Raw genomic sequence first — 26,850 nt, 5'->3', positions numbered from 1 at the left:
AAATTATCATAAGATAATCAATGCTTACTTTTAGGTACTCAAATTTGAATCGCAGACCAAGAACCACCATCATGCAACGATTCCTCCTACTCGCATTTTTAGCAATTGGCTTCTCAGAATATTGCTTTTCGCAGGTAACCAATGAGGTTCAGGTATATGTCCGTCCCGGAACGGATGTATATGTTTACGAGAACATGACCAATGCCTCTACCGGTAATTTCACTACGGGTGAAGATGGCCTTCTCTATGTAGACGGCACCTTGGTGAACAATGGAAGTATGACCTTCGACAACAGCGCTTCGTTGCTGAGAGGAAGCACAGGAAGTGATGGCACCGGAAGCGGAACTTACCATGTAAGAAGACAGGGCAGCACCAACAGTTCGGTCTATAATTATTGGAGTTCGCCCATGACCAGTTACGCGGCTGTTCCAGGTAATAATCCTTACCAATACGACTCTGATCTAAGTACCCAGACGTTTACGGATGACCAACCTGCCGATCCGGGTTGGGTATCCTTCTCAGGGAACATGGTTCCCGGAAAGGGGTACATTGGTCGAGGTGCTGGTCTTTACACTTTTCATGGAGATGTAAATAACGGAAACATCTCATTTCCAATGGTATACTATCCTTATGCTCCAGGGAATACCTCACCCGGTACTCCGTTCAACCTCTGCGGCAATCCTTACCCATCCGCCATCAGCTGTGCTGCTTTGGTAAGTGCCAATCCGGATGTGAACGGTTCCATCTACTTCTGGGATGATGACCTCAGTGGTGGTTCAGGCTATGCCTCCAGCGACTATGCGGTTTGGAACGGAACGGGGTCCCTTGGTACGGGTTCGGGTTCAGCTGGTGTTCCGAACGGCTACATCTCTACAGGACAGGGATTTATGATCAGAAGCCTGAACGGCAGCTCCGTTCTGAACTTCAACAACACGATGCGGGTAGGACACTACAACACGCAGTTTTTTAAGGCCAATGGCGATGACTCAAGACTGTGGTTCAGCATTGAAGGGAATGATCAGTTCAACCAGATACTCATTGGAGTGCTTGAAGATGCTACCGATAATGAAGATCGTCTGTATGATGCGGTAAAGATCCGCGGCAATACCAATATCACATTGGCGGCACAGGACAATGGGCGCGAGTACGCCATTCTGGCCTTTCCTCCGCCATCCGCAGAAAAGTCGATTCCATTGACGGTCCTTGTAGCAGAAGGTGGTGTTCATACTTTCAAGGCGCAGGTAATGGAGAATTTCGATTATGATAACGTCTATTTTGTAGATGCCGCTTCCTCATTAAGTGTTCAGTTGGAAGAAGGAACGGAAATTCCCATCAACCTGAACCAGGGGCTCTACGAGAACCGATTCTACCTTAATTTCTATCCGAGCAGTTCGGTCGATGTGCCAAGGGTAAGCAATCAGGAGATGTCCATCTATGCCAGTGAAGGCATGCTCTACGTGCGCGATCAGGACCTTACAGCCGATCATGTAGGACTTGAGATCTTTGATGTTGAAGGAAGAAAAGTTTACCAAGATGCAAGGTTGTCCATGTTCAATGGAACTTCTACCGTACCTTTGGACGGCCTTGTAACCGGAGTATATCTCGTGAGGGTACTTACATCAAATGGTTATGTAAACCAAAAGATCTGGAAATAAGAAGCACATGCGCACAGTCGTCAAACTTACCATCATTATTGTTCTCCTGTCTTTTTGGGTCAGTCCGATCTTTGCACAGACACCGCCACCAAGTAGCCCTGCTTCTGAAGCTCCATTGGATATTCTTGCTGGGCTTCTACTTACGGCAGGCGTTATATACGGAGGGGTTCGCTTTAAGAACAGCGCATCTAAATAAGTCGTTTCATGTTCAACTCGTTTCCGAGATTCTTTACGGGCGTAGAGAATCGGAATGAGCATCTTGCCAAGCTGTTACTATCAGGCATCTATTTTGCCATAGCCTTTATTCTGGTTTCTTATACCGGCCACTTTTGGAGTACGAATAACGCCTGGACCTTAGGGTATCGACCAACTTTCAGCTACGATTGCATGGAGAGCCTTGCGGGTTCTGGAGGATGGACAACCGCACGGATCGGCTGGGTTTACCTTGCCCCTCCGCTTTGGGGATTGCTGGTAGCCATTGTAGCGATTTCGGCTTTCAGGCTCGTGGACTCCAAGCAGACCCATCTTCGTACTTTTCTATTTTGGCTGTCATTGAACGGTTTCCTCCTCTACTTTTCTTACATAATGACAGGCATTTTCTCTGGGCAGGATTATGGCTCCATCCTGTTCACCGGATTTGTCGGTTTCTACAGTTGGTTGGATCTTGAGAAAGGACCTATCTACCTTCTTCTTGTAATGCAGTTGATCGTCTCCATGCCATTTGGGCTGATCTATTCCAAGCCCGTTCTGAAACAGAACTACTCCAGAATGCTTGCAACCAAGCCAAATGGAAAGTCGGTCATTTTTTTGAATGTTGTGGCAGTACCATTCTTTATCGGTTGTTTGTTGGTCGGTCTTACCACCTTCCCGATGGCTCTGGGTTACCAGTTGATCAGAATGTTCTCCTTTCTACCCATCTTCATCGTCATGGTTCTTGGGCTTTCCCTGTTCAAATCAAAGCATATTACCATTGTCAAAGGAGGTCTTCGACCTATCAACAGAACTGCATTGGCCATTTTGCTCTTGTTGCTCATTGCTTCGCGCTTCTGGCTTCAGGTGCCAATAAAACCAATTTGGTAGATCGCCTCGGCTGAACAGGTATTCTTTGAGAATGTATCTTAGCGTCCGATGGAAAAACTGAAGGAGTATCTGAACCACCGCGCGGTGGTATTTCTTTACCTGATCATTCTCACCGTTGTTTTTCATGGCACATACGATCGCATCTTCGATAAGAAGGTGCATCTGGGAGGCGACAATGCCGGCTATTACATCTACGGAAAATCCATCGCCAAGGGAGAAGGTTATCGGGCCATTCATACCAAGAACCGTGTAAAGGCCAACCACTTTCCTCCCGGTTATCCTGCACTCATAGCGGTGGTGATGAAAACCTTTTCAGGAAAGATCACCACCATCAAATCGGCCAACGGGTTTTATATGTGGGCTGCGCTGATCGTGCTGTTCTTCCTGTTCAAGGCGCTTACCAGAAACATCCACCTTTCGTTCATTGCCTGTCTGCTGGCATCCTTCAATTTCCATATGCTGGAGTACAGCACCATTATGATGAGTGAGATTCCGTTCGTGCTGTTCTCCGCGCTCAGCCTCTTGCTGTTCATTCACACCGATTTTGAGGTTCCATTCTATAAGAACTGGAAATTCATACTCTTCGTGCTATTGTTGGTGTTCGCCTTTTACATCCGCACAATGGGCATCTCGCTGGTCATCTCCTTTACGCTCATCTTTCTTTTTCAGAAGCATTGGAAATTTGCGGCTGCGCTGGTTCTCGGATTCATACTGCTGGTATCGCCTTGGCAGATCAGAAGCCACTCCTTGGGAGGAAATTCATACGTGAACCAGCTTCTGATGAAAAACCCGTATCGGCCAGAAATGGGACCGATGGAAGTGAAAGACTGGCCAGAACGTTTTATTATGAATGCCAAGCGCTATTTCGCTTTGGAGATATACAATGGCGTGCTTCCGTTTGAGAATATCGATTACAAGCAATGCGTGGCCCAATTGAAAATGGAGGCCGGAACCTTGCAGACGGATACTACCAAGACCGCCAAGCAGTTCAGCGAACTGACATTGGAGGAAAAGGAAAAGTCGGCTGCGCAAAGAGGCATGGCGTGTTCGAAAGTGGAAATAACCACGCAAGACTACATCTATACCATCTTGCTCCTATTGTTGATGGCCTTTGGCTTGGCACGCCTCAAAGGCTATTGGATATTGATCGGCCTCTACCTGGCCGGAACCTTTGGTATTCTGTTCCTGTGGCCCGAAGCGTGGTTCGGTATCCGGTTCATGCTGCCATTGGTGCCGATACTCATTATGCTGGCATTGAACGGACTTGTTCAGATACCGATCGTGATCACTGACAGACTGAAGAAAAAACCGATCTGGATCCTATCCGTCATTCTACCCTACCTGGTCTTTTTCTGGCTGCACAGTTCGTACGAAAAACGTGTGGTGGAACTTGAAAATCGGGCCAAAGGCGTCTATATCAGCAAGTTCAAAAACTACTTTGATATTGCCACGTGGGCCAATAAGAACATTCCGAGAGATGCTGTGGTATCTTGCCGTAAAGGGCAGTTGTTCTACCTCTATGCCGACCGTTGGGTGACCGGTTTCAAGAACACGTTGGACAAGGAAGAACTGATAGAGAATCTGCGAGAGAAAGAAGTAACACACGTGGTGCTTGACCAATTGGGCTACGCCTCCACTTCGCGCTACCTCTACCCTGCCATCAAAAAATATCCTGGCAAATTCAAGGTCATTCAGCAATTGAAGAACCCTGATACCTACATCATGGAGTTCCATTACGACATGGGCTACACAGGCGAATGGAAGGATGAGAAGAAACACGGACAGGGAACTTACAAATGGACCAATGGCATGATGTACGAAGGTGCTTGGGAGAATAACCAACGTAACGGTTTCGGTAAGTTCACATGGCCGAACAAACAGGTATTTGAAGGTGAGTGGAAGAACGATAAGCGAAATGGCCCTGGGAAACTCACCAATCCAGATGGTTCATGGCTGGAAGCAACGTGGACCAATGACATGTTGAATGGCACGGTGAAGGTTTACAATCCCGATGGTTCCTTGAAGGAAACCGGAGTCTTTAAAGACAACAAGAAAGTCAATTGAGCAGCTGATCCGGGTTTTCAGCTGTTGGTCTACAGTTTACTCGTATTCGTAGCGCAGAATTTCCACGTCCTTTTTAAGGCGTTCCATGTCGTCTTTGGAGGTTCCATCATAAAATCCACGGATCTTCCTCTCCTTATCCACCAGAATGAAGTTCTCCGTGTGGATGAAATCGTCCTCGCCTCCATCGCCTTCAGTGGTCACAGCAAAATAGCTTCTGCGCGCCAACTCATAAATATGCTTTTTAAGGCCTGTTGTCAGCTTCCACTTGGCGGGGTCGGCACCATGTTCCTCTCCATAAGCTGCCAACACAGGCACGCTATCAATTTGAGGCGTTACCGAATGTGACAGGAACATGATGTCCGTGTCATTTTTATAGAATTCGGCCAGTTCGGTGAGGTTGGCCGTCATCTTCGGACAGATGCTCGGACACGTGGTAAAGAAGAAATCAGCTACGTAAATATGACCATCAAAGTCAGCATTGGTAACGGTGTCTCCCGTTTGATCTATCAACTTGAATTCGCCAATACGGTGCGCTCTTGCCGTGCGCTGCATATCGGTATCAACCAAATTTGGATTGACATCCGCTGGTTGGAACACCTTGAGCCGCTGCTGTTTTTTCAGCATCGGATACACCACCACCATCCCACCTATCCAGATGGCAGCAAAAGCCAGCAATATCCACTTGTACTTGGTCATGCCGCAAATTTGGCACTTTTAAACAGAACGAATGAGTTCAATATCACATTACTTTAGGCGTTGGAAATTCGAATGGCCAACCTCCCCTCAACCGAAAAACAGAATAAGCCTGTTTCCATCAAAAAGATGGATGCGTTCCAGTTTCATGTGGTTTCGGAGGCGCAGCACATGCTGATGGTGGTGCTGTTCTTCATTTCGGCATTTGCCATCGTATTCTACATTCAGATAACGTTAATCTCATTACTGAAGGCCAGTCAGTTGTTTATCGAGTTCGGGCTGATCGGTTTTTTGATCACCTATCTTATACGCCAACGGTTTGGGCTAAGCGTGCTGGATGGCCTATACTACAACGTTTTCATGGTGGCTCCGATCATTACCGCGCTGTTCTTCGTCATCAATTCATCTACCTGCACCGATAGTTACACGGAAACCCATGAAGTGATCGGATTTACTGCTGAAGGAAAGGGCTACACGGTTCGCCTGAAAGATGATGCTTACAAAGACTTCTGGCGAATTCGAAATTTGGAAGGTTCGCCCGTAAGAAGACGTACCGCAGTTCTGAAACTCACGCTCTGCGATGGCGTTTTTGGTTACAAGACCATCAAAGCCAAAGAGTTGGAATGATCAAAACTCGCTCTTGAAGTGAAACTCGATATTGGGATATTGCTCCTGCGCCATCTGCAATGCCCAAGCACTGTCTGCCAAGAAAACCAGTTTTCCGTCCTTGTCCTCGGCCAACGCGTTCATCTTCATGTCAATGAATTTATCAAGTTCCTTTTCATCATCAGAACTGATCCAACAGGCTTTGTACAGACTGACGGCCTCATAACGGCACTTGGCTCCGTATTCGTGTTCCAAACGATGCTCAATAACCTCAAACTGAAGCGCACCCACGCAACCGATGATCTTACGATTGTTGGTTTTGCGCGTGAACAGCTGCGCCACGCCTTCGTCCATCAGCATGTCCAGTCCTTTGGCAAACTGCTTGGTTTTCATCGGATCGGCATTCTCCACGTAGCGGAACATCTCTGGCGAGAAGCTCGGAATACCAAGGAAATGCAATGGCTCGCCTTCTGAAAGCGCATCTCCGATTTTGAAGTTTCCTGGATCGTGAAGACCGACAATATCACCAGGAAATGCCTCATCGATCACTTCTTTCTTCTGCGCCATGAACGAGGTCGGGTTGCTGAAACGCAACGGCTTGCCCAAACGCACATGCGTGTAAGGTTTGTTGCGTTCGAATGTTCCTGATGTAATACGCAAGAAAGCAATTCGGTTGCGGTGATTCGGATCGATGTTCGCATGGATCTTGAACACGAAGCCTGTGAACTTCTCATCCAACGGGTCGATATGACGTTCTTCGGTTTCCATGCCGCGTGGCGATGGCGCAATATCGATGAAGCAGTCCAACATCTCGCGCACCCCGAACATGTTCAACGCGCTACCGAAGAACACAGGAGCAACTTTTGCATCCAAGTAATCTTGAAGATTGAGCGGTTCGTAAACGCCTTCTACCAGTTCAACCTCATCGCGAAGCGTGTTGGCCGCGTCCTCCCCGACCATCTTATCTACCAACGGATCATCAAGGTCTTTGATATCAACGGTGTCCTCTTTGCGCTGCTTGTCCGTTCCGCTGAAAAGCGAAAGATTGTTCTCGTACAGGTTGTACACGCCTTTGAAACGCTGCCCCATGCCAATAGGCCAACTCATCGGGCGCACCTTTATCTGTAGCTTGTCTTCCACCTCATCAAGCAGCTCAAAAGCATCTTTTCCTTCTCTATCGAGTTTGTTGATGAACACGATGACTGGCGTATTTCGCATACGGCACACCTCGGCCAATTTCTCCGTCTGTGCCTCAACTCCTTTCGCCACATCAATAACCACAATAACGCTGTCAACAGCCGTGAGCGTGCGGTACGTGTCCTCTGCAAAATCCTGGTGTCCGGGCGTATCAAGAATATTGACCTTCTTGTCTCTGTACTCGAAACCCATAACAGATGTGGCCACCGAGATACCCCGCTGCTTCTCTATCTCCAAGAAGTCGGACGTAGCGGTTTTCTTGATCTTGTTGCTCTTTACGGCTCCCGCCACCTGAATGGCACCACCGAACAACAGCAACTTTTCGGTCAATGTGGTCTTACCCGCATCCGGGTGACTGATAATGGCGAATGTGCGCCTTCTTTCTACTTCCTGCTTGTGCGTCATAACGAGGCCGCGAAGATAGAAGAATGGTTGTGAGGTCGTGAACAGATGAAGTGAGGAACCGTTTCTTCAGGTCTCAACGATCAGACCATCGTAGGCCAAACGGATGTTATCGGGCAATTCCTGCTCAATGATTGCATGATTTCCCAACAGATGACTGATGTGCGTGAAGTAACCGTGTTCGGGTTTCAGGTCTTCCATGAACTCCAAGGCCTGTTCCAAGTTCATGTGCGAATGATGTTCCTTGATGCGCAGCGCATTCACCACCACGATCTTCGAACCACGGATCTTTTCCCGTTCCTCCTCATCTATAAACTTGGCATCGGTGATGTAAGTGAGATCACCTAAACGGAAACCGTAAACTGGCATTTTCCCGTGCTTCACCCGAATGGGGATCACATTCACACCAAGCACGTCAAACGGCTCATCTCCAATTCGATTGAACTGTATGATGGGCGCACCCGGATATGGATTGGTGGCAAATGCGTAATGATAGATGCGATGCAACGCCTCTTCCACGCCTTCGGAACCATACAAGGGCATGTTCTTTCGTTGCAGAAAATTGATGGCGCGGATGTCGTCCAAACCTGCCACATGGTCCATGTGTTCGTGGGTAAAAAGCACGGCATCGCAATCCACATTGCCCGAACGCAACATCTGCTGACGGAAATCCGGTCCGGTATCGATCACAATCTTGATTCCGTTTATCGAAACAATGACGGACGACCGTAACCGTTGGTCGCGCGGGTCGTCTGATGTACAGACGGGACATTGACAGCCCAGCACAGGCACACCTTGAGATGTTCCTGTTCCTAAGAATTCCAAACGCACCGTTTGCTTCATCGCGTCCCAAATATAGCCCGAAGGATATTAGTTGGCACATTCGCAGGCCATGCAAAAGCATTGGCTATTTTTGAGGCGATGCGCGGGTCAGCTTCCCTTCTGTGTATTGTGTTTTTCGCAATTGTACAAACTGCTTTCGGGCAGGATGGACTTCCCTTCATGACCGAAGTGGAACTTTCTCGGCAGTACAGCGATTCACGGATCGGTAGCATCATTCAGGAAAGCGAAGAGGCCATGTTCTTCTCCACTTCGCGTGGTGTGCTGCGTTATGATGGTGCCACGTGGGAACGCATCGCCACACCCTCGCCCGTTCTCCGCATATTCCAGCACGAGCTTTCCAACCGGACCTTCGTTGGCCTCAAGAGCGGGGCCATGGAGATCATCCGTTCGGATTCGGGAACGTATGAGGTCAGGTCCATCCAAGGACTGAATTCAAAGCAGCCCATCCAGCACATTATTGCCACCGACAATGACATCTACTTTGTAGGAGAAAGTGAGATACACCAGTACAGTCCGCTACAGAAGGAGAATGCCAAAACGTACGTGTTTGCCGAAAAGCTGATCAGTGGCGCCTTCATCAGCAACAGCAAGCTGTACATCCTTTTCTTTCAGGAAGGTCTTTTTGAATGGCAGGATGGGAAACTCAACCCGATCGGTGATTACACACGCGTTGCGGAAGATCAGATGCTCTTCAGTTTCGAAGCGTCAGTTGGAACGTATGTCGGTTTTGACAGTGATGTGATCTACCGTTTCTCCGATGGAGTTTTCCACGCGGTAAAGGAACATTTGAGGAAATATGTTTCAGATAATTTCCTTTCTGATGGGCTTCTGCTGAACGATTCGCTGATGGCGATATCCACGCTTGCGGGAGGCGCAATAGTGGCCAACATCAACACCAACGACATCAAGTATCGGTTCGACTATACCACAGGCGCACGTGACAATGAGATCTTCTGCCTTGGCAAAGACCGGGATGAAGGACTTTGGATGGCATACGAAGCGGGTCTGAGCCGTGTGGACCTGGCGCAACCCGTAAAGAATTTCAGCGGCTATCCCGGACTGGAAGGAAACCTGACAGCAAGCCTGTTTGTGAACGGACATTTGCACGTAGGCACGGGAAATGGGGTGTTTGTGCTGAAGCAGGCCACAAGCCAAGCCGAAATAGAGCGCATGATGGAGGAAATGATGCGCAAGAAGCAGGAGGCGAAAGAGGATCAGGCTTCCAATTATGTACCACCTGAATCTCAGGTTTCGAACACCGAAGAGAAAGAAGCGGCCGAACTCATTGAGCGTTTCAAAGAAAATCCTTCTGAAGTGAAGGAAGAACTGAGCCGTAAGGAGATCCGTGAACTGAAGCGAGAGATTCGGAAACAGCGCAGGGAAGAGCGCAAGAACATGACTCCCGGAGAGATCATTGAAGACATTTTCACGAACGGCAGTGATTCCGAACCTGAACCGAAGAAACAGAGCGGCCCGGATCCGATGAGGTCATTGATCCCCAATCCGACCACAGGCCCGGCCGGAAGCGGCATGACCGCGCCTCCGGGTAGTGCGGGCGGACAGCGGAACAAACCGCAGGTGCTGCAACAGGAATCGCAGGCAAAGAAAGTGGCCGCACAGGAGCAGAAACTGAAAACGTTGCGCAATTCCTATCTCTTCAAGAAAGTGAAAGGCATTGATGTCAAGTGCCGTCAGCTCATCAGCATTCAGGATCAGGTATTTGCCGCCACCAATAATGGGCTGTATCACATTACAGGAGAGAGTTCGAGCAACCTGGCCCCGGGCATGTACATCAATTACGTCACAGCATCAGCAGACGAAAAGCGGCTATTGATCGCTTCGCTGAACGGGGTGTACGAGCTGAAACAGAATGAAGGTGGAAAGTGGGTATCGCACGCGCTGAATGATTCTGTTCGGTTTGTGGCCTACAATGTAATTGAAGATACCGAAGGCTCTGTTTGGGCAGGAACAGACAACGGGGCCTATCATTACCTACCGAATGAAACCAAACTTGTCAAACTTCCTGATGTACTGAACGAGCGGGTACTTGTGACCAATGCGTATGGCAAGATCCATTTCCTGTTGCCCTCTGCCCTGTTCCATTATGTGTCCGATGCAGACACGGTGCTTCCGGCCACGCTACCGGAAATTCCACAGGCGGACCGATTGGAATATCTTCTGGGCGACCATGACATCATTTGGGTGCGCTCCAATTTGGGTTGGCATGTGCTCAATGGAGAAAGATTCATTCCGCTTCTGCCCTACCTCGAACTGTTTGAAGACATCCGCAACCTCAGTACCGACAAGGACGGTAACATCTACGTTATCGATAAGAGCTCGGATATTTATTCCGTAGAGAACTCCAACATCTCATCAGCCTATAAGTTCAACATTTACATCCGTCAGGTGGTGGATGCCAATGGCCAGTCATTCTCGTTGGAAAGCACAAAGATCGAAACGGACGGCAACGCACTCGTTTTCAATGTTTCTGCCCCTTTTTACCTTAAAAAGGAAGGGACCAAATATCAGTTCCGAATAAAGGGACCGTACAACAATTGGAGTCAATGGCTTGAAGACCCTGAGATCCATCCGGGTATTATTCCACCGGGAGATTATGTCCTTGAAGTTCGGGCAAGGAACATTCTGGGAGAAATGAGTGAGATAAAAACGCTGGCCTTTAAAGTACCGAGGCCGCTGTACTTGCGCTGGTACTTTCTGGTGTTGTACGTGGCCATTCTCACGCTGCTCATTTTCACCATCATCAAAATACGCGAGCGCAGCCTGAAAGAAACGCAGCGCATTCTGGAAGCAAAGGTGGCCGAACGCACCGCTGAACTGGAAGAGGAAAAAGTGAAGACCGAGGAGTTGCTGCTGAACATTCTACCGAAGGACACGGCCGATGAACTACAGAAGAACGGCAAGGCAACAGCACGGCATTACAATCAGGTTTCGGTGCTGTTCACCGATTTTAAAGGATTTACTGCCTTTGCAGAGAAGACCAAACCCGAGGATCTTGTAAGCGAACTGCACCGCTATTTCGTAAAGTTCGATGAGATCATCGGTAAATACTATCTGGAGAAGATAAAGACCATTGGCGATGCCTACATGTGTGCAGGTGGCGTTCCCATCCGCAACAACAGCAATGCCATTGCCATTACGCTGGCCGCATTGGAGATCCGTGAGTACATGAAGCAGGTGGCTGCGGAAAAACAATCGCGCAATGAGGAGTTTTTGGAGATACGCATCGGCATTCACACGGGGCCACTCACGGCCGGTGTGGTGGGTATGAAGAAATTCGCCTACGATATTTGGGGCGATACGGTGAATACCGCAAGCCGCATGGAATCATCGTCAGAACCCGGACGCGTAAACGTATCCGGCACTACGCACGAAATGATAAAGAAGTACTTTGACTGCGAATACCGTGGTAAGCGCGATGCCAAAGGCAAAGGTGCCGTTGACATGTATTTCGTCAACGCCATCAAACCCGAATTCTCGGAAGGTGGAGACGGAATGACACCGAATGGCGCATTACTGGAACTGATAAGCTGAACGGACCGCACAATGGCAGGAGGAGGAGGAGGATTTTCGAGAGATGCCATGAACAGGAGCAAATCGAACCGCTCGCTCCGAAAATCCCACCAAGGACGGTTTAAAGAACATCAGGAAACCTTCATTCACGAACACGGACCATTGAAGTTCAAAGAAGTGTCTGAAGAGGAACTCCAACAGATAAAACAGGAGATCCGGCAAAAGGCAAAGAAAGATAGGCTGAAGAATCTGATCATTGCTATCGTGACCCTTCTGCTTATCACCGTTGGCGTTATCATCGCACTCACGTAATCATCCAGCTCATGGAAAAAGAAACCTGCCACGTTTCTAAGAAGGCACTTCCGGTGGAAGATGTCACGGCATTCGATATGATCAAAAAGCCGATCATCGCGCTTATCCGGAAAGACCATCCCGATTTCGAATCCGGTCATTTCATCTCAAATTCTGAACTGAACAACTACCGGAAACGCTATTTGGCACTCATCATTACCAAAGAGAAACGGGAACTGAACAAATTGGAGAATCAGGTGGTGAAGGCCATCAACGAAAATCAGATCCTTTCTGAGAACATAGAACCGGAACTGGAGAGCGAACTGACGCTGGGGCAGCGGATTGCCGACAGGATCGCTGAGTTCGGTGGAAGTTGGACGTTCATCATCACGTTTTTCAGTTTCCTCATCCTTTGGATGATAATCAATGTGTTATTCCTCGCCTCCAAGGCGTTCGACCCATATCCGTTCATTCTGCTCAACCTCATCCTTTCGTGCCTTGCGGCCATACAGGCGCCTATTATTATGATGAGCCAGAACCGGCAGGAACAGAAAGACCGCATGCGCAGCGAACACGACTTCAAAGTGAACCTGAAAGCAGAACTCGAAATTCGTTTGCTGAACGAGAAGATCGATCACATGATCATTCATCAGAACAAACGATTGCTTGAAATTCAGGACCTGCAGTTGGATTACCTCAACCAACTGGTGGAGTACAACAACAAGCGGAAATAGCTCTGATGCTGAAACGAAAAAAGCCCCGTCTGAACGATCAAACGGGGCTTTGAATGTTTCTTGGAAAGTGCTACTCCACCACCAATCTGCGGTTGTAAATGCCTTTCTCAGAACGCATCTGCAGCACATAAACTCCACTTGAAAGTGATGAGACGTTCAAGGAGGTGATGCCGGCTGCAATGGTGCGGCTCTCAACCAGATTTCCAGCCACATCCAAGAGCTGCAGATCGATCGTCCCGTCTATTTCCGCTGGAACCTTTACGGTGAGGTAATTCGATGCCGGATTCGGATAAACTTCAACATTCGCCAGTTCGCCTTCTTCAATTCCAACGGTTCCAATGGAAACGACCACTTCGGTCCTTTCGCTCACACATTGGAAATCCTGCGCCTTTACTTCCCAATCGTAGTAGTAATAGTAGTACTGTGGCGGATTGGCATTGGTGCCTGTGACCACCGCCAATCCTCCAGCATTGTACGGATAATTGACACCCGATGCGCTATTGTCCCGCCAAAACCCGTGGTTTGCTCCTTGAACCCTGAATCGATAGCCCGTTCCGGGAGTGAAATCCCAATTGGTAAAATTGATCCTCGACTCACCGGAAGGCACGGTGAAGGTCTGAGAATAGATGGTACTTCCGTTTGCGTCTTCAACAAGAACCGTCCTATCTCCTTCGGAATCCGTGTAAACTTTCACCGACTCCAAGGTCATGTTCTCCAACACATCGAAGATCAGATAGAAACCCGTTGAATTATGGTATTGGCCGCCTGTCATGGTCCTGTCCGTTTTGGCACCGTAGTAGGTCTGTCCCGGATAATCGACCACTTCTTCTACCCAAAAGGATGTGGTGGAACTGACAACTGGCGTAGTGAAGCTTGCTCCTGAACCCAACAGATTGCCACTTGTCTGCTGATCATACCAGTTGAAATCGCTGCCAATTCCGCTTGCTGTAAGATCAACGGTTCCGGCAACAGGGATCATGGTGTCGTTGGCTGTCGGTGCAGGTGCTGCCAAAACCTCCACGGATACGGCATCGGAAGTAAAGTCATCGCAGACCCCGGTAATGGTGACCGAATAGTTTCCGGCCTCGGTAACTTCTACGCTCTGCGTGGTGCCCAGCCCGTTGGACCACTGATAGGCAGCAGCCGATGTGGAGGTGAGCGTCACACTTCCGCCCTCACAGAAGGTCAGTTCTCCGGACACGGAAACCTCCGGTGTCTCATCTGGAGAAACCTCTACCGTAACTGCTGCCGAAACGGATGAACAGCCGCTGTTGCTGGCATCCAGATCGGTGATCCGTACCATGTATGTGCCGGCACTACTTATGGTGATCGACTGCCCTGTTTCCCCTGTTGACCATTCGTAGCCAAGGTTCATTCCGGTCGGTGCCATCAGATCCAAGGTCTGACCTTGGCACAGAACTGTTTCGCCTTGTGTGGTGATAAACGCTTCGGGTGCAACGCATTCATTCTCCACAATTTTAAGGAACTGGTTCGGAGAAGGATTTTCCACCACTTGATGAATTCCTGATGACGGCCAATCGACCACCACACTGTCTATCTGCGTGTTCTGCGCCAACCCGAAATAAGAGATGAGCGAATTGCAGATGCCATAGCTCTCACCGCTTCTCACCTCGCGCACCTGCATGCCCCAAGGTCCATACATCTTTACCACAGAACCCACGGCACTTCGGTTGGAAATGGTTCCTTCCAGATCGACCGCAAGCCAATTGTTATCGTTGCCATCGTTGATCCAAACAGCATCCGGTGTGCTTGATGGGCTTGTATAGATGGTGGCGTAACTCCCGTAGATATCGAGAAAGCCATCATGGTTCAGATCGCCAACGGCCAAACTGTATAGACCCGACCCGCCCAACGCTCCATTGACCTTGGTAAAAGTGTTGTCTCCATTGTTGTGGTAAAGGGCATAGGTTTCCATATTGTCCGATCCTGTAACGATGATATCAACATACATGTCGTTGTCGAAATCGCGCATCAGCCCTTCTATCGGTGTCCCAACAGTCATGTCCAATCCGCTTCCTGAGAAAATATCGTTGAATACGCCATTGTCGTTTCTCAGCAGCATGTTGTTCACATCGTGGTTGGTAATGAAGGCATCGAAATCGCCATCGTTGTCAAAATCCTGAAAATCGGTTGTCCAAGATTGAGCACCGATACGCAACTGGTTGGCATTGGTAAAATCCTCTGCATAGTTTCCGTTGCCATCGTTGATGAACATCTGGTTGATGCGTCTCGGGTCGCTGGAATTCCCTACTCCTTGGCGGCAATGCGTGATGTAGAGGTCAAGGTCACCGTCAAGGTCGTAATCCGTAAATGTAGAGCCGTAATTCCCAGAGCCGTCCCAAGATCCCCAGCCAGGGTTATCCGTGGGGGTCATTGGGATGATGTTGTCTCCGGAATAGGTGAAGTTGCCGCTGCCATCGTTCTCCCAGATGCCGCTCGGCCCGGTATCGCCACAGGAGAAGAAATCGAGGTCGCCATCGGTATCCATATCCGCCAAGTTGACGCACTGCGTGGCCAATCCGTAGGTTGGAAGTTCTGAAATGGTGTAGGCCGTTCCGGCCGCGTTCGACTTCGCATAATCGGGCAATCCTCCAAAAAGGCCGGAGAACACATCGCTGTGGCCATTGTTGGAGGCATCGCCCACGGCCATGCCCCACGCTTCGCCATTGTCCATTTCCTGTCCCGAATCGAATCCGACCCAGACGCCATCCATTTTCTGAAACTCGATCTTCAGGTCCTTGGCGTTGTCCAAGATCACAATGTCGTCCAGTCCGTCCCGGTCGGCATCATTCACCGTAACGGCCACGCCACTATGGTACGTGCCTGTAAGGTCAGAAGCGTGGTTGGTAAAGGAAATTTGGGCAAAGGTTGTTCCTGACGAAATGATCAGGGACATAAATGTGAGGAGGTATACGTTTCTTTTCATGCTATGGATTTCAGGTAAGAGGTGATGAAAATAGCGTTTCGGCACGATCTCGCCACCTTTCAATTGCCCAATAAACAGACAAATGGTATTGAAACTTACAAAGGCCACAGTAACAGAATGATGCGTTTGGTGAGATTGAAACCCAAAAAATGGCACTTTTGTGGTAAGATGAACAATACCGTATTTCCAATTAACAGGCTTCTCAGTATTCTTTTTATTTCTGCTGTAGTTCTGACGTTCAGCTCCTGCAAGAAAGAAGTGACCAAGAACATCGATCAGGATAAGATCTGGGCATCCTTCGCATTATCGTACGATCAGAACACCGACAAGACCATCGCCACGGCCAAATTCCGTTTCAATACCGGAAAAGGAACGTTGCTTGAACTCTCCGACCCAAGCACCGTGATGCTTGATGGAACTGAGATAGACTGGCTGGCCGACTCTGCGTTCTATCAGATGGAATTGACCGGCTTTGTGCCTTCGGGAGAATTCACATGGGTGGATCTGAATGGGAACATGTTTGCCAATACCGTGGAGATACATGATGTGGATTTCCCAGCGGTATTGGATACGCTGCACTATTCTGATTCCGTCACCTATTTCATGTGGGCAGGAGGACTGCCGTTGGATTCCTTCGAAGCGGTAAAACTGACCCTTGATGGTACGGGCAACACCGACAGACGAGATTTTTCGGTCGATTCGCTGCTGGCCACCACCATCACCATCGATTCGCTGGATCTTTCCAAGATCAAAATTGATACGACCCAACACCTGATCGATGCCATCTTGGTGAAACGATACAGCCCCGAGATGCAGGAAGCTACGAGCGTAGGTGGCGAGCGCGTTGGGAAATATCGTCCCACGGACACAAAGATGCTGCTGTTTGAATAGAGCAGGTCGGATTTGCATTGGTGCTTTCATCCTGAGAACCAAGCGTGAAACAAACGTGAATTTAGCGTGACCAGAAGAACCATACGGACCGTCATTACGCTGGCAACCATCTCCATTATCGGGTTGTTTGCCACGCAACTGTTTTGGATGGAAAAGGCGTTCGATCTGCGCGAGCGCGAATTCAACGACCACGTGAGTCTGGCACTGCGCAACGTGGCCAAGGAGATCATGGTTCTGAACAAGGATTCGTCCGATGTTCCGCCCGTACGGCAGTTGGCCTCCAACTATTTCATTGTAAGCACCAACGATACGCTACATCCGTTTCTGCTTGAACGACTGCTGGACGATGAGTTCAGAAGCCGCAACATCAAGACCAATTTCGAATACAGCATTTACGACTGCTTTACCGATAGTCTGGTGTATGGCGGCATGGTCATCCTGTCTGAAGAACCGACCAAGGCCACCGAACGCCCCATACGCCCCAAGTGGGACCGCGACAGCCATTACTTCGCCATCTACTTTCCCGATAAGGACAGTTACCTCATCAGTCAGATGAGCATTTGGCTGTTCAGTTCGGGCATTCTACTGGTGGTGATCGTCTTCTTTGCTTACACGCTCTGGGTCATCCTCAAACAGAAGAAACTCTCCGAGATCAAGAACGATTTTATCAATAATATGACGCACGAGTTCAAAACACCGATCTCTACCATCACGGCCTCGGCCGAACTTCTGCGGACCGGGAACCTGGATGCCGACAAGGAGAAACGCAGTCGGTATTATCAGATGATAGCGGATGAGAGCAACCGGCTGAAACTACAGGTGGAAAAGGTGTTGCAGATGGCGCAGTTCGATACGAATGACATCAACCTGAACCTGACCAACTGCAACATTCACGAACTGATACAGAAGGCCGCAACGAGCGTGCAGATATTGCTTGATGACCGAAACGGAAGGATCGAGTATCATCTGGAAGCAACAAAACCGGAAATGAAGGTGGATGAACTCCATTTCACAAACATTATCCGCAACCTGCTCGACAACGCCATCAAATACAGCCAAAAAGATCCACTCATAACTATTTCAACCTCTACCGGAAAACACGGCAATTTCATTACCGTGAAAGACAACGGCATCGGGATCAGTAGCACGCAGAAGAACCAAGTGTTCGAGAAGTTCTACCGCGTTCCGACCGGAAACGTGCACAACGTAAAAGGATTCGGTCTTGGGCTCTACTACGTCAAATCGTTGGTAGAAGCGCACCACGGTACGGTAAAGGTTGATAGTGACAGCAGCGGAAGCACGTTTACTATCTTTCTACCCTACTTGAAATGAAGAACGAATCAGTTTATAGAATCTTATTGGTCGAGGACGATGCGAATCTCGGCTTTGTGGTGAACGACCTCTTGGAAATGGAAGGCTACACCGTACGTTGGTGCAAAGATGGCCTTACTGCACTTCAGACCTTCAAGGAGTTCGACCCGCACCTGAGCATCTTGGACATCATGCTACCTAAAAAGGACGGTTATGCGCTTGGCGAGGAGATCAAGGAACTCGTTCCGCAGTCGCCCATCATGTTCCTTACGGCACGCGGCATGGAATCAGACCGCATCAAAGGTTTCCAAACGGGAGCAGACGACTACATCACCAAACCGTTCAGCAATCAGGAATTTCTGCTTCGCGTCAAGGCTGTGCTTGCCCGTTGCTACCCGAACACAGACAGTCAGGCGAAGAATGAGTATGAGATCGGCAAATTCCTATTCGACCCGTACAACTTGTTGCTGAAGAACGGTTCAGAAGAAAAGCAGCTTACCAATAAGGAATCGGATGTACTGAAACTGCTCTGCCAGAACGTGGGCGAGACCGTGAAGCGCGACCTCATCCTCAGCATTGTATGGGGCAACACGGATTATTTCACAGGCAGAAGTTTGGACGTATTCATCTCCAAACTCCGCAAATACCTGAAAGCCGATGAACGCATTCATATAGAGAATGTGCATGGGGTTGGTTTTAGGTTGAAGGTATCTTAGTGTGTATGAATCGAGCAATTACACTACTGATCCTTGGGACAGGCATTATTTCGTGCAATCAGAATCCGTATGATGTTCCGATGCCGACAAGATGCTATGCGGCCATCGAAGGATTTACGTATGACTCGATCTCGGGGGAACGATTACCGAATATGCCGCTAACCGAGCATGATTTCAGCAATGACACATCATACTATGTACTGTCATTCAACTCTGGAGAATGTGACAGCATCTATCCGTATGAGTCGGATCCCGTCATTCACAGTCGGTCAGGTAGATATTTTGCACGGCAGACCATTGATCGCAACACCTTGATCGAGAATGATACCATTTCAGTGGAAGTTCCTTTCATTAAGTCAAGTGTTGTCAAACTTGTGTTTCTCGACACTACTGGGGTAACGCATCATTGTATGGAATACTATGATTATCCGTACAACAGGTTGCTTGGCACCTTTGATAGCAGATTGGCAGATACCACGCGCTATTGGTATGTCTATCCGAACAGACCCAGCAGAGTGAGATGGTACACGATCTTGGGCACCATATCATCGGGACAGATATCGATCCCTCTTTCGGAAAACTCAAGTCCGTGGAACTACACCATGTATGGAGATACCACGGTTACGGTTGCCCTTGATGACACCTTGGAACTGCATTGTTTCTATTGATTGATTCATTCTTCTTAAAGAAGAACCAGAATGAAACCAACCGTCATGGAGATCTGAATCACAAAAAGAACGGCTCCCAACGCCAGTCCTTTTCCGCTGAGTTTGAGTAGCGGTTTGATCTTGATGCCCATTCCAATGGCCGCCATGGCAATGGCCAACATGAATTCTCCCGCAGAATCGAGTGTTCCGATCACCGATGGTGAAAGAACATCGGTCTGAGCGAGATACACGGCAGCGGCAAAGAACAGAATGAACCAAGGAAACCGTCCGACCGTGTCAGGATTCCGTTTGCGGCCAATGAAGTGCATAACCACCAACATGGGAATCAGCAGGAATACACGCCCCATCTTCACCACCATGGCCCACTCTCCTATCCGTTCGTTCATGGCAAAGGAAGAAGCGGCCACATGCCCAACCGACTGCAATGTTCCGCCAATAAGGAAACCCGTATCGTAATCGGACAGCCCAAGCAGATATGACAGCGCAGGCAACGTCACCAGACCGACAATGCCCAACAGGTTGATCACGCCCAAGGAAAGCCCCACTTCCTTCTCTTCTGCATTCAGTGCAGGCGCAGTAGCAGCGATAGCGGCCGAGCCACAGATGGCATTGCCAACGCCAAGTAGCAGACTCAGGTTTCCTTCCATACCGAAGAGCTTACCGAAGGCGGCTGACAGCAGTACCGTAACGGCCACCATGACCACAATGGATCCGGCCAATTCCATACTCAGATTGGAAAGATGTTGCCCATCAAACCCGAAACCGATCAAGACAATGGCCAACTCCAGCACCTTCTTCTCCGTGAATTTCAATCCAGGATTGAGTGCTTGTGTTTCAAATTCCATGTTTCCGAGAAGGATCCCAAGAATGAGCGCCAAGAGAATGGTTCCCAGCATGGGAATGTAACTGGAAGCGACCGCAGCAATGCCAGCGATCAACGCAGCAGCAACAAATCCAGGGATCTTGGCTTTAAGGGCTTGCATCAGGGGAAGGCAAATCTAAGTGAACGCCTTAGAACTTCTACAATTCACTCTACCCCAAACCGTTCGCGTTTATATGCACGCAATCGATTCTCACCAGCCGTAGTTTCCCAAACCCGCATGGAGAACTTCTTTCTCACTTTCCGTTTTTCATCCTCCGTTAATTCTGGCGAATCAAACCGATAGCCGTATGTTCTTAACGAATATGCAGACCTCATTTCCAAAAACGTGGAATAGATCATATCCTTCAATTTGATATACTCAGCGTACGTTCGATCATCAGGCAGGTCAAGCCAAAAAATGGCACTGTCAGGCATTGAAAGAAAATGCTTTCGAACAGCGTCTGAAAATGAGGTCACATCCGTCTTTTCACCATTAAGAAGCAGATCATCTCCTTTCAACGTTATGGCCATGATGTTTTTTGATGCTCTGGAAAAACAGGGTTCATCAAAACCACACAAAAACCCTGGTGCAGGAGGTGGTGGGGGCAACGGACGGGACGATGGACTTGAAAAGTTCATTTTAGAGATACTGTCAATTGAAAAGGCAAATTCGTAGGTCGGTGGAATTACAGAATGGATACCGTAGTATGCCATCTCTGGATCTTCAGAATGCAAGTTCAACTCTGTAGGATTTGTGTTGTAAAACACTTCTAAGAGATCCGATAAGGATATTTTCTCCTTAATCTCTCGCAATTTTCGCATGTCAACATCATTATCGATATGAAGGCAAATTATCGGGTGAGGCTGAAATCTCCCAGTTGGGTTGCATCCATCTTGAATCCTTCTCAGATAAGTTTGAAACTCGCTTAGAGAATATTCCCTCGCAATGTCATACGGTGGTCCTATTACAATTCTTGGTAATCGTAGAGTGTCTCCTTTCCTAAAGCATATATAGACATCCTCAGCATATCTTTCAGCTAAACGAGAGTGGGTCTTACTAACTGGAACAGTTAGCTCATACTTGTAATGAATATTCCGCATTCTCATGTTCTCAGCAAAACTTCCTGTTTGAACAAGGTTAAAAGAAGCCAGAACAGAACTGAAACCAAACACAAATACCAAGCCTGCAAGCATCAATCGCTGTGACCATTTTCCAAGCGCAGCATTCAACAGAGGCCATAAACCCAGGTATAAGACCAGTGGAATGAGAAAAATCAGATACAAATGATCGTTAGCAAGGGAATAGTAAAAGCCAAACTGTGAAAAGGTAAAAAGCACCAATATCAAAGAGCCAAGTTTTCCAAACCAATGCAAGAAGTACCAAATGCCGATGCGCTGTTCATTAATGGAACGCCTCAACCTTCTCTTGGAAGGGTCATGAAAAACTGAACTCACATGTTGCAACCAATGGGTCAAACCTGACTGCAAGCCCCAAACAGAAGAAATAGAAGCGAAAAGCCAATTGTACAGGTACGATTCGCGTGGCGTCAGGTCAACCCACCAATAGGAACCGAAACGCATGATCTCTCTAAAACACCAGAGGAAAAAATAGAAGGACAGACTTGTTATCAGAAAGATCAGTATGGACTGCGCCAAGAGTATCTTATCTCTTTTGGCGCGCTCTATGAATTCCTTATTTCGAAACCTGAACATTGACGTTGACAATCTACTCAACGTTCTTCAAAGTCGGCTAATTGCATAACTTTCCCACATGAATGCATTCAGCGTAGATCTGGAAGACTGGTACCAAGGCATTGAGCTTCCATTCGAATCGTGGACCAAGCACACCGAGCGCATCCGAAAAGGCTTGGACCCATTGCTCGAACTGTTGGCCAAACACAACACCAAAGCCACCTTTTTCACCTTGGGATGGATCGGTGAGAAATACCCCGATCTGATCAAACAGATAACCGATGCTGGGCATGAAATGGCAAGCCATGGTTATTCGCATGAGAAGGTGTACGATCTTTCTCCAGACGCATTCCGAGAGGAAATAAGCCGTACCAAGAAGGTCTTGGAGGACATTTCGGGAACGCCTGTGGTCGCTTTCCGTGCTCCGTTCTTTTCGGTAACGAATAAGAGCCTGTGGGCGTTGGATATTCTGAAAGAAGAAGGCTACACCATCGATTGTTCCATTTCACCCGTGAAAACGTGGCGCTATGGGATTTCCACCACGCCCGATGAGATCTTCACCATCAAGGAGAACGGACTGACCGAATTTCCCGTTTCCACGTTCAAACTGCTGACCAAGAATTTGGGTATCGGTGGTGCGTATTTCCGCCTGTTCCCATACATGCTTACAAGCAACGGACTGAAGCAACGCGCCAAGGAGGGCAAGGTGAACATGTTCTACATCCACCCGTGGGAATACGATCCGCATCACCCTGTGGTGGAGATGGAGCGCAAGGCCAAGATCACGCACTACACGCGGTTGAACAAGACCATTCCGTTCACAGACAAACTCCTCGGTCAGTTCAAATTCGATACGGTGAGCAACGTGGTAAAGCAGTACAAAGCAGAACGAGCCGTCAATGAGTACAGCATTGAGATTCTCAAGGATTGAGCCCGAACAGCAGTCGCAGCTGCTTGAGGAGATCCACAATATTCTGACCGAGGTCGGGGCGCATAACGTTGATATTTACAATCAGACGTATTGGGATTGGCAGTACAAGCAATTGCCAACGGGCAAAAGTTATGTGTATGCCGCTTGGGATGGTGATAGGATCATCGGTTACTACCACATTCCTGTTTACCGCTGCATTATTGCTGGCGAGGAAAAGTTCATTGGTAACATTCAGGATGTAGCCGTGAACCCGAATTACCGAGGCGCGGGTCTGTTCCGAAAACTGGCCGAGTTTGCCAACGCGGATATTGACAAGACCGAGGTCGATCTTATCTACACATTCCCGAACGACAAAAGCATCCGAACGTTCTTGAAATACAACAAGTTCAGCACCGTGAGTGCCGTTCCAACCTACTTGCGGCCAGTAAACTCAGGAAAGATCCTGCGCAGCAAGATCAATCTGCTTGGAATCGAAAAACTGATCGGATTCTTTGCCGATGGTTTCGTGAATCTGTTCTCGAAGAGCGAGAAGATCTCCGATGCCAACGTTGAACGGATCACAGAGATCACAGATGAAGTGGAGGCCGTTTTCACAGAATATGGCACCTCTTTCAGAAATCATCTGGTACGCGATAAAGTGTGGCTCAATTGGCGCTACTTGAAATCAGTGCGTGGCAAGCATCACATTCTTGGGCTGCGCGAAGCGGGAAAACTGACGGCTGTACTGGTGGTGAAGGAAGACGAAATGCTCGGAAACCCTGCGCTGCTCATCATGGATTTCGTCTTTCTGAACGGAAATGAAAATTCATTGCTTTTCTTGATCGATCAGGTTCGAAAGGATTCAAAACTGACAGGATTTGAGTTCAATCTGCTCTTCATCTCCGCCATCACTCCTCTCCTACCCGCTTTGTCCAAAATCGGGTTCTACCAGATTCCAGCCAAGATCAATCCACGTATTCTGAACCTTCTTGCCCGCACCTCAAGCAACTTGGACGAAAAACCGCTGCTACAGGAAAGCAACTGGCTGCTGACCCTTGGCGATTGGGACGTTTTCTGATTGTCGGAAGAAACAATTACACAGAGAATCGAAACTCTGTGAGTCTCTTTTTCTCAATCATTCCTCTGTGCAAATCACTTTTTCCGAAGCACGTAGCCTCCGTTGAAGGAAACGCGGCTCCACCCGAACAGCTTTCGGTCAATCCACATCAATACATCCGTGATCTTACCGAAAACGGAATCCTCGCGTGAAGGCCGCACTTGAAACCGCTTCTTCTTACCCGATTCGGTATTGCCCGAATTCGGTTTCAGGATGGATTGGATGATGCTTGGGTAGTACAACTCAAAAATGGCGGTGAAATGTTGCGTGAGAAAAGCCTCTTCAACCACCTCAAAACCAGCACTTTCTGCCCAAGAAACAAACTTCTTCGGGTCGATGAGTTTGAAGTGGCCGTAACCATACGCTCCGATCGGAACATGCTTCCCGAACGGTTTCAGCAACCAGTTGATGGGATCGTAGGTGAAAGGGAAATTGAGGGAAGGGAATGTGAAAATGGCCATTCCACCTGGTTTCAGCACGCGGGCGCATTCGGCCAACAGTTTTTCGGAATCATCCACATGCTCAATGACCTCCAAACAGACCGCAAGGTCAAAGGAATTGTCAGCATAGGTCAGTGCCGTGGCGTCCTGAATCTCGTAGCGCACATTCGAAACATCGGCATTGGAGAACTTGGCAAAGGCAATATCATCCTCGTTGATGTCCGTGGAAACCAACTCCGTAACGTGCTGCGCAATGACATGGTCGTAATCACCTTCGCCTGTGCCGATATTGATGGCCGTTCCGTTGACGGTACCGATTTTTTGCAGTTCATCCCGAACGAAATGAAACCGCCTGCGGAACGTAGGAAAGATGAGTTTGTAGTTCACCGAAACTACGCTTGATTCACTTGAATGAGATCGGCCACCTGCTTGGCCACTTTCCGCACCGAATCGGTTGAACTTCCCAACGGTTCATACGCCAGACCAACGGCCATTCTTCTGTACTTGCGCGTAGTGGGCTTCCCGAACACTCGGAAATTGGTTTGAGCAATGGCCGATGCCTCATCCAGTCCGGTGATACTTGGGTAATCCGAACCCTCAGATTCAGCCAACACAACCGCACTCGCGGCCACACGCTCCAATGTGATCTCTGGAATAGGCAGACCAAGAATGGCGCGTGCATGCAACTCAAATTCCGTGAAGTTCTGTGAGCCGGCAAGCGTTACCATTCCAGTATCGTGCGGACGTGGCGACAGTTCGGAGAACCAGACGGTATCTCCCGAAATAAAGAACTCCACACCCCAAATGCCAGCACCTGTCAATGCGGCCGTGACCTTATCGGCCATGTCCTGAGCGGTTTTCAAAGCCACATCGCTCAATGTGGCGGGCTGCCAACTTTCCTGATAATCGCCCCGCTCCTGTCGGTGGCCAATGGGCGGACAGAAAAGTGTCGGTCCGTTCTTCTGCGAAACGGTCAGCAGCGTGATCTCCGACTCGAACGGAATGAACTCTTCCACGATCACCTCCACCAGATCGCCCCGTGAACCCGAAACGGCATATTCCCATGCCTTCAGAATCTCCTTCTCGCTTTTGATGGAAGACTGTCCTTTTCCGGAAGACGACATCAACGGTTTCACCACACAGGGAATTCCTACTTCGGCAACTGCTGCTTTCAATTCTCCTGATGATGTGGCGTAGCGGTAATTGGCCGTTTTCAGCCCCAATTCCTTGGCGGCAAGGTCGCGGATGGCCTTGCGGTTCATGGTGAAATTGGCCGCTTTCGCACTTGGTACCACCTGAATTCCCTGCTGCTCGTAATCGTAGAAACGCTCGGTGCGGATGGCCTCAATTTCAGGTACGACCAGATCGGGTCGGTGCTTCTCCACCAGTGCATCCAATGCCGTACCATCCAACATGTTGATGACCTCAAACTCGTGCGCCACCTGCATGGCGGGAGCTCCCGCGTAGCTGTCCACCGCCACCACGTACTGTCCGTAACGCTGCAACGCAATGACCAGTTCCTTACCCAATTCCCCGCTTCCGAGGAGCAGAATCTTCTTTCTCATCCCGATAATTTGAGGCGAATATACGTTCGTTGGAACAGACCTTCGCATTACGTAAGGCCTTCATGGCCCACGATTTAAATCGTGGGCTTTGATTGACGGCAGGCCACCAACCGTTTTAACGGTTTTGAAGACAGGGGTGTCCAAAATGTCATTTTTCACGAATTTTTATGTTCAACTCACCCCCGCCCCGACAAGTCGGGACACCCCCTCTCTTCAAAAAAGAGAGGGGGTAGTTCAGCTTGCTGAACGGGGGTGAGTTATAAATACGTTGATCTTGGTCTATCAGAAATTTCGACCGCAACCATCATCAATGGAACATTGAACTTAAACCAAGACAGTATTGTCTTTTCGGACACCCTTGTTTTAAAACCTTGAAGGTCTGGAGCCGGGAGGGAAACCTTGAAGATCTAAAAGGTTTATTTTGGTGGCATGAAGAAAGAATACACCAACGGAGAGATCACAGTTGTGTGGCAATCCGAGAAATGCATCCATTGCGGCAACTGCGCCAAAGGGCTGCCCGAAGTTTTCAAACCACGCGAAAAACCTTGGATCCAAATGGAGAACGCCAGTTCAGAGGCCATTGCAGCACAGGTAAACAAGTGTCCGTCAGGCGCACTCTCTCTCAAAGATTAAGA

At 48.8% G+C, this 26,850-nt stretch carries 23 protein-coding genes; 15 read left to right on the top strand and 8 right to left on the bottom strand.

Going from position 1 to position 26,850, the window contains the following annotated elements; genetic code table 11:
* Positions 1–20: 20 nt before the first annotated feature.
* The 4 genes from GC178_13305 to GC178_13290 are packed head-to-tail and all read left to right on the top strand — an operon-like array spanning position 21 to position 4,799.
* Positions 21–1,655, top strand: coding sequence for a T9SS type A sorting domain-containing protein (locus tag GC178_13305; protein MBI1288542.1), 1,635 nt, complete (start codon positions 21–23; stop codon positions 1,653–1,655).
* Between the two features lie 7 nt (positions 1,656–1,662).
* On the top strand, positions 1,663–1,851 hold the full coding sequence (locus GC178_13300; protein MBI1288541.1) for a hypothetical protein: 189 nt from the start codon (positions 1,663–1,665) through the stop codon (positions 1,849–1,851).
* Between the two features lie 8 nt (positions 1,852–1,859).
* Positions 1,860–2,735 carry a hypothetical protein gene (locus GC178_13295; protein MBI1288540.1) on the top strand — a complete coding sequence of 292 codons (876 nt, stop codon included), beginning with the start codon at positions 1,860–1,862 and terminating at the stop codon, positions 2,733–2,735.
* 48 nt (positions 2,736–2,783) lie between these two features.
* Positions 2,784–4,799 (top strand): hypothetical protein, encoded by a 2,016-nt coding sequence (locus GC178_13290; GenBank protein MBI1288539.1) that lies wholly within the window; start codon positions 2,784–2,786, stop codon positions 4,797–4,799.
* A 36-nt stretch (positions 4,800–4,835) separates the two neighbouring features.
* Here GC178_13290 and GC178_13285 read toward each other — a convergent pair whose 3' ends face one another.
* Entirely contained in the window at positions 4,836–5,441 is a 606-nt protein-coding gene (locus GC178_13285; protein ID MBI1288538.1) for an SCO family protein, read from the bottom strand.
* A 126-nt stretch (positions 5,442–5,567) separates the two neighbouring features.
* Here GC178_13285 and GC178_13280 point away from each other — a divergent pair, with 126 nt between their 5' ends.
* The gene (locus tag GC178_13280) at positions 5,568–6,119 is read left to right on the top strand and encodes a hypothetical protein (protein MBI1288537.1); all 552 of its coding nucleotides are present in this window, start codon (positions 5,568–5,570) and stop codon (positions 6,117–6,119) included.
* On the opposite strand, the gene GC178_13275 is transcribed toward GC178_13280, so the two are convergent.
* Positions 6,120–7,700 (bottom strand): peptide chain release factor 3, encoded by a 1,581-nt coding sequence (locus GC178_13275; GenBank protein ID MBI1288536.1) that lies wholly within the window; start codon positions 7,698–7,700, stop codon positions 6,120–6,122.
* A gap of 66 nt (positions 7,701–7,766) precedes the next feature.
* The gene (locus GC178_13270; protein MBI1288535.1) at positions 7,767–8,528 is read right to left on the bottom strand and encodes an MBL fold metallo-hydrolase; all 762 of its coding nucleotides are present in this window, start codon (positions 8,526–8,528) and stop codon (positions 7,767–7,769) included.
* A 90-nt stretch (positions 8,529–8,618) separates the two neighbouring features.
* On the opposite strand from GC178_13270, the gene GC178_13265 reads away from it, so the two are divergent.
* From GC178_13265 to GC178_13255, 3 genes are read left to right on the top strand one after another with little or no spacing between them, the layout of a single operon-like run.
* A complete protein-coding gene (locus GC178_13265; GenBank protein MBI1288534.1) occupies positions 8,619–12,092 on the top strand; it encodes a hypothetical protein in 3,474 nt (1,157 codons plus the stop codon).
* A gap of 12 nt (positions 12,093–12,104) precedes the next feature.
* The gene (locus GC178_13260; GenBank protein MBI1288533.1) at positions 12,105–12,383 is read left to right on the top strand and encodes a hypothetical protein; all 279 of its coding nucleotides are present in this window, start codon (positions 12,105–12,107) and stop codon (positions 12,381–12,383) included.
* A gap of 11 nt (positions 12,384–12,394) precedes the next feature.
* Positions 12,395–13,096: a DUF1003 domain-containing protein gene (locus GC178_13255; protein MBI1288532.1), complete on the top strand. Its 702-nt coding sequence runs from the start codon at positions 12,395–12,397 to the stop codon at positions 13,094–13,096.
* A 70-nt stretch (positions 13,097–13,166) separates the two neighbouring features.
* Here the strand turns inward: GC178_13255 and GC178_13250 are convergent, their stop codons facing one another.
* The gene (locus GC178_13250) at positions 13,167–16,043 is read right to left on the bottom strand and encodes a T9SS type A sorting domain-containing protein (protein ID MBI1288531.1); all 2,877 of its coding nucleotides are present in this window, start codon (positions 16,041–16,043) and stop codon (positions 13,167–13,169) included.
* A 168-nt stretch (positions 16,044–16,211) separates the two neighbouring features.
* On the opposite strand from GC178_13250, the gene GC178_13245 reads away from it, so the two are divergent.
* From GC178_13245 to GC178_13230, 4 genes are all read left to right on the top strand, one after another.
* A complete protein-coding gene (locus GC178_13245) occupies positions 16,212–16,934 on the top strand; it encodes a hypothetical protein (GenBank protein MBI1288530.1) in 723 nt (240 codons plus the stop codon).
* Positions 16,935–17,000: 66 nt separating this feature from the next.
* Positions 17,001–18,266, top strand: a complete 1,266-nt coding sequence (locus GC178_13240; GenBank protein MBI1288529.1) for a GHKL domain-containing protein — start codon at positions 17,001–17,003, stop codon at positions 18,264–18,266.
* Positions 18,263–18,961 (top strand): response regulator, encoded by a 699-nt coding sequence (locus GC178_13235; GenBank protein ID MBI1288528.1) that lies wholly within the window; start codon positions 18,263–18,265, stop codon positions 18,959–18,961. The genes GC178_13240 and GC178_13235 overlap by 4 nt, the downstream gene beginning before the upstream one ends.
* Before the next feature lie 5 nt (positions 18,962–18,966).
* Positions 18,967–19,629 (top strand): hypothetical protein, encoded by a 663-nt coding sequence (locus GC178_13230; GenBank protein MBI1288527.1) that lies wholly within the window; start codon positions 18,967–18,969, stop codon positions 19,627–19,629.
* A gap of 14 nt (positions 19,630–19,643) precedes the next feature.
* Here the strand turns inward: GC178_13230 and GC178_13225 are convergent, their stop codons facing one another.
* Positions 19,644–20,612, bottom strand: coding sequence for a putative sulfate exporter family transporter (locus GC178_13225; protein MBI1288526.1), 969 nt, complete (start codon positions 20,610–20,612; stop codon positions 19,644–19,646).
* A 44-nt stretch (positions 20,613–20,656) separates the two neighbouring features.
* Positions 20,657–22,072, bottom strand: a complete 1,416-nt coding sequence (locus GC178_13220; protein ID MBI1288525.1) for a hypothetical protein — start codon at positions 22,070–22,072, stop codon at positions 20,657–20,659.
* 190 nt (positions 22,073–22,262) lie between these two features.
* On the opposite strand from GC178_13220, the gene GC178_13215 reads away from it, so the two are divergent.
* Positions 22,263–23,114 carry a DUF3473 domain-containing protein gene (locus GC178_13215; GenBank protein MBI1288524.1) on the top strand — a complete coding sequence of 284 codons (852 nt, stop codon included), beginning with the start codon at positions 22,263–22,265 and terminating at the stop codon, positions 23,112–23,114.
* Positions 23,083–24,171: a GNAT family N-acetyltransferase gene (locus GC178_13210; protein MBI1288523.1), complete on the top strand. Its 1,089-nt coding sequence runs from the start codon at positions 23,083–23,085 to the stop codon at positions 24,169–24,171. The genes GC178_13215 and GC178_13210 overlap by 32 nt, the downstream gene beginning before the upstream one ends.
* Before the next feature lie 74 nt (positions 24,172–24,245).
* Here the strand turns inward: GC178_13210 and GC178_13205 are convergent, their stop codons facing one another.
* Together GC178_13205 and purT are read right to left on the bottom strand one after the other, a co-directional pair.
* On the bottom strand, positions 24,246–25,037 hold the full coding sequence (locus tag GC178_13205; protein MBI1288522.1) for a methyltransferase domain-containing protein: 792 nt from the start codon (positions 25,035–25,037) through the stop codon (positions 24,246–24,248).
* Between the two features lie 5 nt (positions 25,038–25,042).
* Complete coding sequence (gene purT / locus GC178_13200) at positions 25,043–26,215, bottom strand: formate-dependent phosphoribosylglycinamide formyltransferase (GenBank protein MBI1288521.1); 1,173 nt, start codon at positions 26,213–26,215, stop codon at positions 25,043–25,045.
* A 429-nt stretch (positions 26,216–26,644) separates the two neighbouring features.
* Here purT and GC178_13195 point away from each other — a divergent pair, with 429 nt between their 5' ends.
* Positions 26,645–26,848 (top strand): (4Fe-4S)-binding protein, encoded by a 204-nt coding sequence (locus GC178_13195; GenBank protein MBI1288520.1) that lies wholly within the window; start codon positions 26,645–26,647, stop codon positions 26,846–26,848.
* Positions 26,849–26,850: the final 2 nt, after the last annotated feature.

Source organism: Flavobacteriales bacterium, assembly GCA_016124845.1.
Lineage (GTDB): Bacteria > Bacteroidota > Bacteroidia > UBA10329 > UBA10329 > UBA10329.
This window is presented reverse-complemented; position numbering and strand designations above follow the sequence as displayed.